The sequence below is a fragment of the Pseudomonas sp. X4 genome, assembly GCF_040784925.1.
In the GTDB taxonomy this organism is placed as follows: Bacteria; Pseudomonadota; Gammaproteobacteria; order Pseudomonadales; family Pseudomonadaceae; genus Aquipseudomonas; species Aquipseudomonas putida_Z.
Map to the genome: position 1 here is coordinate 1,644,944 of NZ_CP160798.1, position 15,111 is coordinate 1,660,054.

Here is a 15,111-nt window from a genome sequence, read left to right on the forward strand (position 1 = left end):
GAGCTCTCAGTTAGTACAGAAATTGACAAAAAGTCTAGCCTTCCGTACTTTTCTCTAACGTCTACCACTACACGCGTAAAGTCCTTAATGGTTATCCAGACGGACGGTACGGTGGATTATGTACTGGCCCGATCGGAGCAACAGTGATGCGGTGATACACATTGGTTCCATCAATGACAGCTCCTGGAATAGCTGACGGTTCGCTCGTCCGAGTGTTGCTTGACTGGCAATTCGAGACAGCACCTATTCTCTTGTTAACACCGATTCGGAAAAACAGATCCCGTAAATTGCAAACTTTTTGCAGTTTTCTAACAATTTCTTTTAATTCATTTAACAAGGCCACGGACTGAGTCACGCCCTCATTGACTTTTGATTGACACACTCTATTTAGGCTGGACACCATTTTATGAAAAACACTACTCCTGAACAGCAGGCGCTTATCAGCCAACTGGAAAAAATTGCCGAAGGCTTAAGCCTTACCTTCAGCCCCTTCTGCGAGGTCGTGTTGCACGATCTGAGAGACCCAAAGCACGCGATCCTAGCAATCCACAATAACCTCTCAGGAAGATCGACGGGCCACCCTGCAACCGAGCTGGGTCTTGCCAGGATCGCTGACCCGGCTTTCCCGCAGATCATCGCGAACTATCCGAATCAATTCAAAGACGGTCGCCAGGTCAAAAGCACCTCTATCGGTATCAAGGACTCCACGGGCCGATACGTTGCAGCGCTGTGCATGAACATCGACCTGACCCTCTTTCGAGGTCTACAAGGGATGCTTGACCACTTTGGCTCATTCAGTGGTGACCGTCCGAATGAATCCCTGGAATTGGGCGGTTCCGATAGTATTCGCGCAAAAATCGACAGCTTCGCTGCCCGTCTTTCCACCACTCCTCGTGCGCTCAAAACCGCTGATCGGAGGATCCTTCTGCAGGAGCTGAAAGACTCCGGCCTGCTCGAGATTAGGAAAGCTATGGAGACCGTGGCATCCCATCTTGGCGTGTCTCGGGCAACGGTCTATAGCGATACCAAGTGACCGCCAGGTACGCTTCTCTTCGGTCAAACGGGGCAACCTTTTGCCCCGAGCAGCGCATTAAGGCGATCGGGGTCGAGAGTATCGTCTTCGATACCTTTAAGAATCGGAACTTCGCGATCGAGCATCTGACGGTAACGCTCGTAAACGGTCGACAGCTACTCTTGCGCCGTTAGTCATTGTCCTCGACTAATTACCAAGGCCAGGAAATATCGTGGCCCACACCTTCAATTTTTGCTTGTTCGAAAAGCAGTCGAGCAACAGTCAGGTCTTGCAGCGCCAACCCTGTCATGTCGAAGACAGTGATGTCTTCAGCCGCGCGCGAAAATGCGACCTTCCCTGTCAGCAAATCACCAATTTCCGTTGAGTTTGTAGAAGGCGCCCACTGGGTTTCGCCTATCTGAGTGGCTTGCGCCCTGTCATCGACAAAAAGCTTCGCCCTGGACAACAGTCCCTCAGGGGCTTCCCTTTTGCCCTTGGTATCGGCTCCAACGCAGTTGAAATGTGTACCCGGACGTACGGCATCGAGGTCGAACAGCACCTGCCCACCTGGAGTAGCCGTGATCACAATGTCACTTTGAGCCACAGCGTCGTTTTCCGATGCGCTATGGCGCACTAAACAGCGGCCTGCAAACTGCGCCTCAAAGTTCGTATCTGGTTTGGCACCATGCGTCAGGTAGCTCACGGTTTTGATACCGGGCATGACCCGAAGGGCGTAGTCCACCTGGATACTTGCCTGCACGCCAGTACCGAAAACGGTCAGATGCGAGCTATCACTGCGTGCAAGATTCTCAAGACCCAAAGCACCAGCTGCGCCGGTGCGCAGAGTGGTGATGGTATTGCCATCAATGACGCACAGGGGGCGTCCTGTTGCTGGGTCGATCAGCATGATGGTCGCTTGGTGAGGCTCACCACCCACCGCACGATTACTGGGCCAGAAGCCAGCGGCTTTGAAACCAAGCACGCTCTGACTGGCAATACCGCCGGATTTGATTCCGAAGATACCGCCGGTGCTCAGTGCTTCACGTACGATGGGAAAGACTTGACCTTTACCTTCACTGTGAAGACAAAAGGCTTCACGCACGGCAAAAAGGATTTGCTCAGGTAGGACGAGGGCGTTGACGCCGTCTCTATCCAGCAATTTAAGCGTTTCGATTTTGGACATTTTTTCTACGCCTTAAGGAGCTCAAAAGCATTGCAAGACAGATTATCCAGCTCTGGACTACCTGTAAAGATTTCATCTGAGCCGTTTGTCATGCTCCGCCACAGGCTTTGCAGAAAGAAAACCCGCATTTACAGATCCTGAGAACCGTCTCACTGCGTCAGGTTCCGCCCATCATCGTTGCGCGCCGCCCAATCTTATCGTCCATAATTTGACATTTCGTTTAGCTAAACCTATCGTCTGCCACCAAATCACCCACCTCCTCTTCACCCAAATGAAGTGTGCGCAAATCGATACCCTCCTGCTGCGAGAAGTGACGACCTGGCCCCCTACGCTGGCATTCCCTTGAGCAAAATCGAGTAATTTCATGCGCGTACTATTTGATTGTGACGGTACCCTGAGTGCGACTACCGTGGCTACCATGTGCTATCCGCTCCCCACCCAGTTCAGGCGGCGTCGTGATCTGTCAGATCATGAACATCCTTGAAGGCTATCCAATGGGCGAGCTGGGTTACCACTCTGCCCAAGGCATGCATTACCAGATCGAAGCGATGCGCCATGCCTACATCGTCCGGAACAGCTACCTGGGTGACCCGGATTTTGTGAAGAACCCGATTGATCGCCTGCTCGACAAAAACTACGCGGCAAAGACTCGCGCAGCGATTGACCCCAACAAGGCAGGTGACTCTTCCAAGCTCGGTACTGGCGTAGCGCCTCACGAAGGCAACAACACGACGCACTACTCCATCATCGACAAGTGGGGTAACGCAGTGCCTGTTACCTACACCCTGAACGACTGGTTCGGTGCTGTAGTCATGGCTAGCGGTACCGGTGTCTTGCTCAACGATGAGATGGATGACTTCACCTCAAAAGTCGGTGAACCGAACATGTATGGGCTCGTACAAGGCGAAGCCAACTCGATCGCCCCAGGCAAGACTCCTCTGTCCTCGATGAGCCCAACGATTGTGACCAAAGACGGCAAGCCGGTGATGGTCGTAGGTACCCCAGGCGGCAGCCGGATCATCACCGCCACCCTGCTCACGATCCTAAACACCATCGACTACAAGATGAACATTCAGGAAGCAGTCGACGCACCAAGATTCCACCAGCAGTGGCTGCCGGAGGAAACCAACCTTGAGGACTTCACGATCAGCGCCGACACGCGAAAAATCCTGGAAGGTTGGGGTCACAAATTTACTGGGCCACAACCTCTCAACCACGTCGCGGCCATCTTGGTAGGAGCGCCATCCTTAGACGGCAAGCCTGTGGGTAACAACCGCTACTACGGCGCCAACGATTCACGCCGTGGCACTGGGCAAGCCTTGGGTTACTAATGCTCCCAACGCGACATGTAAGGGGGCCTAAGCCTCCTTTTCATCGAGTTGCTTCGCACCCTGAAGATTGAGCATTGCCGGCACGATCAGTGCGAAAACGACCATCACTAGCAACAGTTTCGGTCGCTACTTGGAGGTTTTCCATGGCACAGCTCGCTACGTCCCCCGAGGCTTGGCTCGGGCAGTCGCTTGCGCCTCCATAGGGTCATCCGGCCAAAAATGCTTGGGGTACCTTCCCTTGAGATCTTTCTTGACCTCGCTGTAAGTTGACCTCCAGAAGTTAGCCAAGTCCTGGGTCACCTGCACTGGGCGCCGTGCAGGTGACAGCAAATGCAGCTTGAGCACCTGCCGCCCATTGGCAATGCGTGGCGTATCAGCTTGTCCGAACAGCTCCTGGAGCCTGACAGCCAGTACGGGAGGCCGCTCGCTATAGTCGATACGAATGTTTGAGCCTGAGGGTACCAAGACGGTTTGAGGGGCGTGAGTATCCAGTTGCTGCGGCAATGGCCAAGGCAAAAGGTTACGCAGGATGGAGCCGAGATCCAGCTGACTGAAGTGGCTCAGCCTGGTAATGCGCCCCACGTAAGGCCCCAACCACACGCCCAAGGACTCCAGCAGAACTTCATCGCGAAGATCTGGCCACTCACTCTCGCTACCTGCCTCTTCATCCAGCAGACGCATCAACTCTACTCTCGCCTGCCACTGACGAAGCTCTGGCGTCCAAGGTAGCAGCTCAAGGCCTTTGCGCCGGACAAAATTGACCAGCGCCTGGACGCGTGCCTCATCGTCAAGGTTAGCCAGGGGAGCACTCGACAACACCAGGCCTCCGACCTTGAACTGTCGCTCAGCGCGTAAAACGCCCTCACGCTCATCCCAGTCGAGCTCGTCCACCTGACTCACCTGTTCTTTCAGGACAGTGTCGAACAACATCTCATCGAGATCAGCTGCAAGATAAATGTGCTCCTCTCGTTGCCCCTGCCGGCTGCCAAGGTCGGCAACGACCAGCCATGGATGCTTCATCAGCGCATCAGCCTCGGTAAACGTCGCCGCGCGACCATTCGCCAGACGATACTCAGCACCACCCGCACGCCGCTGTTGAGCAACCCGATCGGGATACGCCAATGCAAGCAGGCACCCCACCCACCTCGGGTGATCTGGATCAGCGACGGCAAGTGCTGCCGAGCCGCGCAGGAACGACCGGTACTGCCTGGCTAACTGCCTCGCGCGCTGGGTACCGCCTTGTTCACCCCGCTGTGCACGCTGCTCTCCAGACAAAAGGGCAAGTCGGCTGTGTAAGTCAGCCCCCCCTCCGCGCTGGATATCCCGCTCTCCAAGCAAGGCCGCGATATTGCACGCCGTCTCGGTCAGCCCCAACTCATGGCCTCGCAACAACAAGTGGGCGATTCGGGGATGGCTTGGTAACTCTGCCATCGCCTGTCCGTGTTTGGTCAATTGACCATCCTGCTGGATCGCGCCAAGCCGCCGTAGAAGATCACATGCCTGAGCAAATGCTGCAGTGGGCGGTGCATCCAGCCACACGAGCTCGTTCGGCTTGACGCCCCATTTGGCCAGCTGCAGCGCCAAGCCAGTCAGGTCTGCCTGCTGAATTTCGGGGGCACTGAAGCCTGCCATCTGATCGTGCTGAGCTTCAGACCACAGGCGATAGCACACACCAGGCTCCAAACGTCCGGCACGTCCTGCCCGTTGGGTGGCGCTGGCCTTGGATATCCGTTGTGTATCCAAACGGGTCATGCCGCTGCGAGGGTCGAAGCGCGGAACACGTTCAAGGCCCGCGTCGATCACCACACGTACGCCGTCGATGGTGACACTGGTCTCAGCGATATTCGTCGCCAGCACCACTTTGCGCTTCCCTGGCGGGGCTAACTCGATCGCTGCCCGCTGCTGACTCAAATCGAGCTCACCATGTAACGGGCAGAGCAAAGTGTCCCTCTTCAGCAACGCCGATGCATTTAGGCTGTTTTCAAGCCCTGACTGAACGCGGCGAATCTCTGCCTGGCCCGGCAGGAAAACCAGCAGGCTGCCTGGCTGCTCAGCCAGTGCGTCAAGACAAGCGCTGATGACCCGAGGCTCAATGTACTCGCCTGGCTGCTGTGGCTTGCCCCAGATCGTCGTGACTGGAAACATCCGCCCTTCGCTCGTTACGATCGGAGCATCATTCAGAAGGCGCGATAGCCTTTCTCCTTCCAGCGTCGCCGACATCAGCAACACCTTCAGCGGAGCATCGTCTCGGAACAGCTCCCGACCATTGAGCGTCAGCGCCAAGGCGAGATCGGCATCGAGGTTTCGCAGGTGGAATTCGTCGAAGATCACAAGCCCGACGCCTTCAAGCGAAGGATCGCTCTGCAAGCGACGTGTGAGGATGCCCTCGGTCACCACCTCGATCCGTGTCTTCGGGCCTACCTTGCTGTCCAGTCGGATGCGGTAGCCCACGGTCTCGCCGACCTTTTCACCCAACTCACTTGCCATACGCTCTGCTGCAGCACGCGCCGCTAGCCTGCGTGGTTCGAGCATGATGATGGTCTGGCCCTTAAGCCAGGATTCGTCGAGCAAGGCAAGCGGGACGCGGGTAGTTTTACCCGCGCCTGGTGGTGCCTGAAGCACCACCTCATCTCGCTCATGGAGGGCTTTCAAAAGGGCTGGCAAGGCGGCGTTGATAGGCAACGAACTCATAGGGTCTCCCGAGAATCGACACGATTATATCGAATCAGAAGAGCCGGTTCGCTGCGCTCAGCCGTTCAGCTCAAGCGGCTCGTCAAGAACGCTTAGGTCTTCATGAACGATCCACGGATCCCCTGACTGAAGCTGCATGGTTACAGTGGAGCCCTCTGTCGTGTAGAACTCGGTCTTGGGTTGGCTGGGTGTTTCCAGATCGGTATACGCGACAAGCTCGATCCCGGTGTACAAGGTCTCGATTCGAGGCGGGGTAATGGCTTGTCCGAACAGCTCAAACGACACGCTATTTTTTTGCGCCACCGTAATAACGGGTGGGAGGCCGCCAGTCTTGAGACCCGAGAAATCGCATTTTTCTTGAGAGTCGAACTGCCCTTTGCTCAACAGACCAGGCTTGCGAGTGCTGAGGTATGGCCCGTCGATCAGACCCGCGTACTTTCGAATAATTGAGTAGACCTCATGATCGAAATCCAGGTTCTTCAAGAAAATAGCCTCGCTACATTGCTCCGCCACCTTCCGCGCAAACCCTAGATACTCGATCAGCCAGCGCAGCCGGGCATGGTACTCCTCGTTGATCGGACTCGTTTTGGTGTCAAACGATGCAGCGTTGTTGCCCACCTCGATCTCAACAACCAAGCGTCCCTTCCCAAAGTACGGTGCAGCCTTCGCGAGCCGTGAAAAGCGTGGTAGATCGAGGATATTTTTTCCCCGCCAAGCCTCAGCGTCAAACCTCAGGTCGAAACTCGTACCAGTCCCGTCGTGCTCGCATGACGCCTTGACTGCAAAGAATCCGCCTAACGCCTCACCTTCGAAAACGGTGCGCACGCTACCTGACGTGTAGTAGCAAGTGAACGTGTCGATTGATACCTCATGGCCTTCAGTCGTTCGCATATAGAGGTTGGCAGTCAACGGTCGTTTCGGTGCGCCCATGATCAGCACGCCTTGCCCTGACCGATGAATTTTTTGATGGATGGCCTCAAACAACTTGGAGCCTTCAAACATCACATGAGCGCCAGGGATCTCAATCTGCCGCCCCTCTTCAAAAAGCGCCCGTTCGGCTTCGTAGAACCCTTCCAGCTTGTCCAGATCCTGCAGGATGAGATTCAGGGTGACATTTTCCCGCGCTGCGCTAATGAAGTGGTGGCAGTTGCCGCCAACCCTGTCTACCTGGACATTGAATCGCGGATCGAGGGCCTCCAAGGCAGTCTCGTAACCCGTCATCATCGTGTCTAACGGCATATTGATGGGGTCGGTAGACATGTTCATCATGCGCTGGACAATCGAAATATTCCCTTCCTCAACCGCAGCGTTCACTTCCTTCTGGGTGAAGGATTTCTGGTTGAGAAGGCTGTTTGATCGCGCCTCCGCTCTTTGCTTCCATTCCAGCAGCGTCTCAACGCTGTAGGCAGAATCGTCGGCATCGATCAGCCTCGAATGCGTCTGACACATCCAGATGCCGTTGTCCAAGTGGCGGCGCTGGTCTTTATTTTGCTCGGCGTCATAACGAGGCCCGCCAGGTGCAGCCGCTTTGATGTGGCATGCCACGCCTATTCCCACAGCCTTATCACCCGTAAAGGCTGAGCCGTGGGTATGGACATAGCAGTCGGGGAATGAACAAACGTTACCAGCCCGATCTCGCAGGCGCTGCACGGTTGCCTGGGTGAAGTCATGGCGTTTATGGATTTCAACATCCGATGGCGAGTCAGATTTCTTCCGCTTGGATTTAGCTCCACTCATAAAGATCCCGTTGGTTACGCTCCGGAGTGATGGTCGAAAGTCGCGGCTGGAGACCCGATAGCCAGCTCACCGGCACCACCTCAAGTGCAGGCCCTTCAGAGGGCGAGAATAGCTAAGTTACATCGCCGCCCGGGTCAGGCGAAACCCGGTTGACCAACTCTCCCCCCCCTACGTCACCATAGCGACCCATTGGGCTCAACACGCTTTGCAATGGACGAGGAGCTCCATACGACGATGGGGATCATTCAGATTCAAAACCGTGGCACCTACCGGCGTGGGATTCTGGTTCGCGCCAACGTTGATCATGATGGAAGAGCTGGTGGGAAGCCCTCGAAGGGTGGCCTGCAGCGAGGGGGTTGATTCAAGAGCAAGAACAAAGCGGTGAGGCTTGATCCGTTGTTTGACAAGATAAAGGCGTTGGAAGGGATTGTGGCGAAACGTGAAATTCGTCGAAGATCACCAGCCCCACACCCTCCAGCGCCGGGTCGGCCTGCAGGCGGCGGGTGAGGATGCCTTCGGTCACCACCTCGATGCGGGTTTTCGGCCCGACCTTGCTGTCCAGGCGGATGCGATAGCCCACGGTTTCGCCGACCTTTTCGCCCAGCTCACTTGCCATACGCTCTGCTGCAGCACGCGCTGCCAGTCTGCGTGGTTCGAGCATGATGATGGTCTGGCCCTGAAGCCAGGCTTCGTCGAGCAAGGCAAGCGGGACGCGGGTAGTTTTACCCGCACCTGGTGGTGCCTGAAGCACCACTTCATCCCGCTCATGGAGGGCTTTCAAAAGGGCCGGCAAGGCGGCGTTGATAGGCAACGAACTCATGTGTACTCCTGCAACATGAGCGGCAGTATACGCTCACTCAGTTGCAGAATCGGAGGCTGACTAGGTCAGCTGATAGCTGCGGTGAAGCTGCCCAAGCTCTTCCAAACCTCGGGCAAGCATTGCCCTGTAACCGGCACGATCCTGAATGAATGGTGAGAACAGGCTATGGCCCAACCATTCCTCGAAACCATTTTCAGCCACATTAGCCAAGGCAATACCAACCGAGCGCACATCCTCAAACCAGGCATGTTGCTTGTCCCTCAGCCCCAGATTTTCATGCACGTATGGCGTGTCATCATTCACCGCCGCCCAACGTTTGAACGAAGCCCGTCTCACTTGACATGGGACGCATCGACCGCAGTGTTTGTATCCAAAACGCTGGAATCGTCCGCAGCTAGTGGATGCAATAGCATGCTGCTTCAGCAGATCCTGGTTCCGACATTCGGCCAACATCTCTCCCTTGGTCTTCAAGGCGTACGGGTTTTGAATTCGTACATTGATGCCGGCAGCGTTGAAAATCTCTTGCAGTCTCCCGAGATACTCCGGATGGGCAGTACGGGTACTCAAGCTACCCAACCGAGAGGAGGTCAACGGTGGATTGATCGCAATGAAGCCGTTTTCACAAATATAAAGCGGCACCGTTTCGCCACGGTGGTAACGATCAAGTGAAGTCGCGACAGCTAATCCGAAGGCAAGGAAGATGATCGAGCGGGCCCTCTGGGAGGGCTCCTGCGCATCTGGAGATCGGGTGACGTGGTTGAGCCCGATCCTGGATAGCCCAAGACTCTGGGCAAAGTGATCCTGTTTTTCCCCATCCCCCCGAACAATCTGGCTGACGGCGTAGGGCCTCACGCCTTGTGCAACCAGATCAATTGCACCTATCAGGCTATCGAGCCCACCTGAAAGAAGCACCACCGAATCCTCGGTGGGATGAAGCGCCTGCAACTGTGCAGGTGGCCCGAATCCACCAGGGTGAAATGACAGCGTCCACTTGTCTGTAGTGAGGAAACGCAATGCGTTCTCCAGTCCACGTGCCTGCGAATTCCAGAACACAGGATCCTGGACAGATATCTCCAACTCGATCACTCGCGTCCAGCCATCAGCGCTCTGCGCTCGGATCGCAGTGAAGTCTGCTGCGACGACTGAGAGTGCGATGCTCAGGAAATCCCAAGCACGGGGACTGATCTCTAGATGCGCTCTGTCAATGAGCTCCCGGGCGTATCCGCCAACGCTAACTTGCCCCGGCTCAGCTTTTCCGTAAATCACAACCTGCATCGCGCCATCATCACCAGGCACGTGAAAACCCGCAGGGCCGCATATGAACTTCATTCTACGTACCCCTCAAACACTTCAAATGTTTCCTGGAGGGCTGCCCGAACAACTTCGGAAATCCGGCCTGACGTCAAACGAGCACCCGTGGCAGCAATCTTGCGGAACGAAGCAGAAACGGACTCTTTGATGTAGTCCTTGATCTCCTTCAGTCGACGCATGGCGATCGTTGCGGAGTCCGCTTTTTGCTGGACGGTTTTTCCCAAGTCGAGCTCATATCGATGAAACACATCCATCGCGGTGAAACGCTCAATCGCAAATGCCCGCTGTTCAGCGGAGAGATCGAGGAGGTCAGCATCGGGATATCGCACAAGCACATCCGAAAGCGAACCTCTAATGGATGCACGCTCAGCTTCGGCGTCCTGCGAGCCATCGACCGGACGCACCGCTTCAACCAGAGCATCCATCACTTCAGAAGCCGATCGACCACTCCAAAGCGTAGGATCGAGCGCACCTGGCGCCGATTGATCGCCTTGCGCAATGGCCTCCAGAGTGTTGCTGAACACACCCGCGATGGCGGCGGTTCCACCAAAGCGTGCTGTCGTGGTTTTCGCCCCGCCATACCCCTGTCGGACGTAATCACCAAGGCTTCTTCGCAAGCTAGTACGATCGCCGCTGCTCGCGTAATCGCCCAGCCCTCGACGGGCACCACCAAACCTTCCCGGCGGTGCTAGGCGCTCAGGGGCCTCAGGAGATACATGAGGGTCTTTATCGCCCTGCTCTTCGTCGTCTGGCCAATCCTGATCCGAATCCGGAGGGCCATCATCGGTGGGGGCATCCGCAGGCGGCTTGAGAGGCTCCGGTGGATAAGGCGGCACGGGCGGTGGCAAAGGTGGTGTCCATGGAGGTACCAGCGGTACACCTTTGCCTGGCCCATCGCTATTTTGTGACGTTCCCATCGATTCTCCTTATCGCAGCCTTCACCGGCCCGCTCACACCAACACCGAGCCAGAATTCATACACCGACTTTTTCCACGTCTCATCAGCCAGCTTCGGCACAATACCTGCCTGAATCTGCACAGGTGGGCGCTCCTTGAGAAACGCCGCCAGCCGAAGGCCCTGCTGCGCATCGAGTCGTGACACCACGAGCAATGCTTCGAGAATGTCAGGTACGCCCCACTCTTGTTCGGCACCTGCTTTATCGAGCAAGCGATCCATCAAGACGTTGATCTCAACGGGGGCAATGGCCCCCAGACGCGCTTTAAGTTGCGAAGCCATCTCAGGCATATCAAGCAGCGCGGTAAGCAGTTCAGCCGCCTCTGAGGACAGACGATCTTCATCCGTGATGATCGGAGCATGCTCACGACTGACGTAGATCGCTCCTCGTAGATCCTTGTCTGCCAACGCGGGAGGCAAGGCTAACCATTCCTTCACAAAGGGCTGATCCCAAGGCTGCTGAAGGTTGAAGGATTTGCCTTTCTTGATATCCGCTTCCCAGTCACCAAGCAGCGTTGGCTTGCCGTGTTTATCCGCGCCTACAGCCTTCATCAACTCTTCGTACGCCTTCGGATTGCCACTGCGCTCAAAAAGCATCAGTTTGACGAGCACCGCTTCGTCAACCCCCACCCCTTGGGCGCGAGAAATGCTCATCCGGATTGCAAGCGCGTTGAGGAAACGCTTGATGAGTCGCGGATTGCCCTGGATGCCGGAGGCGGAGGTCATAACCGCAGCCAAGCGCTCGGCAGTATCGAACTTGCCAATCAACTCAGCAGGGTAATCATCGTAGAGGCCTTGCATGAATCCTCGATCTACCCGATTCCCTTGCCATGTTGTCCGGAGCTGATCCCGGACTTTGAGACGAATAGCCTCGATCACGGGTTTAGGCAACGTACTGTTCTCTAGGAACAGCATCATCATGTAGGCCCTGACCTCCTGCGTACCAAGAGGAGGAACCCGAATAGGAACTTGGATCAGCTTGTCGAAATAGCTGGTTACGAGAAAATCATCGGGCACGCCACTGAAATGCTTGCGTACCGCATGCTTGATCATCTCGTTATCTGCGGCGATCACGAAGGCTGTGTTGCGTAAGAACAAGAAGAGCCGAATTGCTTCCAAGGTTGAAATGGTCGTTTCTGGCAGACACCGATCCAAGTCGTCGATCAGCACCACCAACGTCACACCCAGTTCGTCCAAGATGGCTTCAAAATTGTCCCTGAGCGCCTGAATCTCCTTGGGTGGAGATTTCTTGACAGGCGCACTACGGAAGAGCTTTTCCGCCTCCCCCTTCGCGTCTTCAGCCGTATCGTGGAGTGCATCCACCGTGTCGTGGCTGACATCTCCAGACCGGAGGCGGTCATAGAGACTGACGATTCCTTCCACCAAGCCGGGCGCTGGCAGACCTGTAGCGATGGACAACGCGGTGTTCCCTGCAAGCTTCGCTGCCCGCAGCCAGTTGACCCGTGCAGCAAGGTCAGCAACTTTATCCAACCCTTTCTTGCGCTTCTCGGCTTCAGCCTCAAGCTGTGATGCGATTACATCCATCAGGGCTGCTCGCGCGTCGTCATATCCCTGGTACAGCCAGGCATTGAATTCAACGAACACGAAATCCTTGGCCGGCTTTTCACTGCGTTCGGGAGGGTCTTTGAGCGAAGCCTGGATCAGCTTGATCATCGACGACTTGCCTGCACCCCAGGCCCCCGAGACCCCGATGGAAATGGGACGGCCATTTGCGGAGTAGATGATCTCGGCAACCGTATCTGCCACACCAGAGAAATTGAGAAAATCAGTTTCTGTCTCGTTATCTACCCACATAGCGACCCTCCCTGGAAGTCATGGCGTCAAGCGGTGGCAGTGACGCGCCATAGTAGCCCTTCAGCAGAGCAAAGGGCCACTACATCGACGAGGGCCAGCACCTCAGCATCAATAAGGGGCACCCGTCAGAAAATTGCAGGGCTTCGTGTGCCAACCACGCACAGTGGCTTGAGATCACCAGGAGCTCCGGAAATGATTTTCTCTGCTAAACCTCATGGTGAGAGGTGCCCGACATGGGCGACGACGGACAAGCAGCCGTTACTGCCTCTTGCACCAAAGACTGTTCATGCATACAGTACAGGTAGATAGGGGCGCTCCCGTGATTGACCTTTCGGCAATTACGGAGGCCAAAGCAGAAGAACTCGTATAAGCTCTGCCGCCCACAAACACTCGTCCATCCATGCCCGACATATGTCGCCTTCGCGGCAGGTAGGATCCAAATGAGCAAGCGCCATCCCAACCTGAGGCTCACGTCGCCTCGATGCACATTCTGCGGAGCCATATGGCACCCGGCAGAAGGCATCGATGCACTCGCGACATATTGCCCGAATTGCGCGGATCAGCGTCGGGCCGCTGCTCAAGCTCATTTCCAACTCAAGCCATTGAGCGCTGCCGACTTTGTCGACGGATACCTGCTGCCCCGGCGTATGCGCAGCGCAGCTGGTTGAGAGCGCTCGCTAGCGGGAGAAGTGGCTTTCCAGCTCTCGATCAACCTGTTTGCGCCCTATTACGCCTTGCGATTGGCCGAGCGTCATCTTGCGTCCGGCCCCTACAGGCTCGCTCCAGGCTTTCCACTCGTGACGCCGCTCAGAATGCAGATTCCACTCAACAAAATTCAGGCGCTTGGGCGACTGTAGCTCCCATCGCACCAGTTCCGGGGTTACATTCGTTTCCCAGGATTGATCGATCGGCAGACCCGAAATGGCGTTCAGGACTTCACCCGTAGTGGCGTAGCGGGCAGCAGAGTCATCTGCGAGCATTTTGCGAATTACCCGGCGCCAGGGTTTGGGTATGTGGGGTAACCAACGCAGGCGATCTGCGAGCCCGCCATTGCGAACAATGTCTGCAGGCGCCTCGTTCTGAAGGACGTACCAGGTCTCGCCATGAAGCAGCCGGAAAATGGTCATGCCAAGCGCCCAGATGTCGGTTTTGACACTCGTTCCCGCACCTTGCCACACCTCATAGGCAATGTGATCCAGGTACCCTGCAGCGGAGCCATATCCCAAAAGCAGGTCATCGGTGACCAGCCCAAAGTCGCCCAGTTTCGCGAGGCCGGCTTGATCCAGCAGAATATTCCCCGGTTTGATGTCCCGATGCAGCATGCCCTTTCCATGCAATGCACCGAGGCCGATCAAGACATCCGTCACGACTTTATGCACACGGGCCAGGGGCATAGGGCCTTGCTCGTACAGTGCCTGCAACGAACCACCAGGGCAGTACGCCATCGTGAAGCGAATACTGTTGTCGAATTCCTCGATGCCGTATACCTGCACTACGTTGCGATGTGAGGCGGTCGAAAGGTGTTTGGCTTCAGCCAGAAACCCCTGCTTGGTGGTCAACCACGCCGCATCATCATGCTCGGGCTTTCGGGCCAGCACCTTGACCGCGACGTCTCCATGCACCCCGCATTTGCCCAGGAAGACCTCGCCGAAGTGGCCGTTACCCAGCTTCCTGATGATTTCCAGTTCCGGTACGACGCTGCTCATGGTCGGTTCCTGTGGGCGACTACCAACATGGCGGCCTCGCGGCTTCCCTTACGCAGCTTGGCCCCGTCGAGCTGCTGCTCCCAGAAAGCGTCGTCCTTGAGAACCTCGTCCACCTTGCGCTTATAGGTTCTGCTCATCCAGCTCTTTTCGAGTATGCGAGTCGCACAAGCCGAGGCTGCCGCACACATGATCACGCCCCGCAGTTCAGCACCGTCCAGGATTCCGCTGCCACCGCCGCCCTGAGGCAGAGCGCTAGCCTTGATGACGACCTGGTCTACGCCATTCTGCTGGATGTACCCGGTGCAGCGATGGAACAGTGTTTCATAGGCCTTCGCACGATCGCCCCCTGCAAGCTTCCAGGTCTCTTCCCTGTTCAGGACGAGTGGAGCATCCAGGTCGTCCGGGATCGTCGTGTCTACCACCGTCACATCACTTGCAGTGATGACCAGCCCTACGCAGCGTGACGCCATATACTTTTCCTTGTGGAGGCAATTAAATATCACCCAATGGTATTACAGCGTTCGGCCTCGTCAATCGCCTGTTTTGCGGTC

At 56.2% G+C, this 15,111-nt stretch carries 9 protein-coding genes and 2 pseudogenes; 2 read left to right on the plus strand and 9 right to left on the minus strand.

Going from position 1 to position 15,111, the window contains the following annotated elements; all coding sequences use genetic code 11:
• Positions 1-406: 406 nt before the first annotated feature.
• Complete coding sequence (locus tag ABX298_RS07210; protein WP_367394238.1) at positions 407-1,033, plus strand: transcriptional regulator; 627 nt, start codon at positions 407-409, stop codon at positions 1,031-1,033.
• 190 nt (positions 1,034-1,223) lie between these two features.
• Here the strand turns inward: ABX298_RS07210 and ABX298_RS07215 are convergent, their stop codons facing one another.
• Positions 1,224-2,195: an ornithine cyclodeaminase family protein gene (locus ABX298_RS07215; RefSeq protein ID WP_367394239.1), complete on the minus strand. Its 972-nt coding sequence runs from the start codon at positions 2,193-2,195 to the stop codon at positions 1,224-1,226.
• 396 nt (positions 2,196-2,591) lie between these two features.
• On the opposite strand from ABX298_RS07215, the pseudogene ABX298_RS07220 reads away from it, so the two are divergent.
• Positions 2,592-3,526: pseudogene (locus ABX298_RS07220) on the plus strand (gamma-glutamyltransferase family protein); the annotation flags it as partial.
• 156 nt (positions 3,527-3,682) lie between these two features.
• On the opposite strand, the gene hrpB reads toward ABX298_RS07220, so the two are convergent.
• The 8 genes and pseudogenes from hrpB to ABX298_RS07260 form a co-directional block, all read right to left on the minus strand.
• Complete coding sequence (gene hrpB, locus ABX298_RS07225) at positions 3,683-6,217, minus strand: ATP-dependent helicase HrpB (RefSeq protein ID WP_367394240.1); 2,535 nt, start codon at positions 6,215-6,217, stop codon at positions 3,683-3,685.
• Positions 6,218-6,274: 57 nt separating this feature from the next.
• The gene (locus tag ABX298_RS07230; RefSeq protein WP_367394241.1) at positions 6,275-7,954 is read right to left on the minus strand and encodes a hypothetical protein; all 1,680 of its coding nucleotides are present in this window, start codon (positions 7,952-7,954) and stop codon (positions 6,275-6,277) included.
• A gap of 439 nt (positions 7,955-8,393) precedes the next feature.
• Positions 8,394-8,774, minus strand: a pseudogene (locus ABX298_RS07235) (DEAD/DEAH box helicase); the annotation flags it as partial.
• A 60-nt stretch (positions 8,775-8,834) separates the two neighbouring features.
• Positions 8,835-10,103, minus strand: coding sequence for a Qat anti-phage system QueC-like protein QatC (gene qatC, locus ABX298_RS07240; protein WP_367394242.1), 1,269 nt, complete (start codon positions 10,101-10,103; stop codon positions 8,835-8,837).
• A complete protein-coding gene (gene qatB / locus ABX298_RS07245) occupies positions 10,100-11,002 on the minus strand; it encodes a Qat anti-phage system associated protein QatB (RefSeq protein WP_367394243.1) in 903 nt (300 codons plus the stop codon). The genes qatC and qatB overlap by 4 nt, the downstream gene beginning before the upstream one ends.
• Entirely contained in the window at positions 10,983-12,854 is a 1,872-nt protein-coding gene (locus tag ABX298_RS07250; RefSeq protein ID WP_367394244.1) for a P-loop NTPase fold protein, read from the minus strand. Before ABX298_RS07250 ends, qatB begins: the two co-directional genes overlap by 20 nt.
• Positions 12,855-13,531: 677 nt before the next feature.
• Positions 13,532-14,560 carry a serine/threonine-protein kinase gene (locus ABX298_RS07255; protein WP_367394245.1) on the minus strand — a complete coding sequence of 343 codons (1,029 nt, stop codon included), beginning with the start codon at positions 14,558-14,560 and terminating at the stop codon, positions 13,532-13,534.
• Positions 14,557-15,030, minus strand: coding sequence for a hypothetical protein (locus ABX298_RS07260; RefSeq protein WP_367394246.1), 474 nt, complete (start codon positions 15,028-15,030; stop codon positions 14,557-14,559). Before ABX298_RS07260 ends, ABX298_RS07255 begins: the two co-directional genes overlap by 4 nt.
• Positions 15,031-15,111 lie beyond the last annotated feature (81 nt).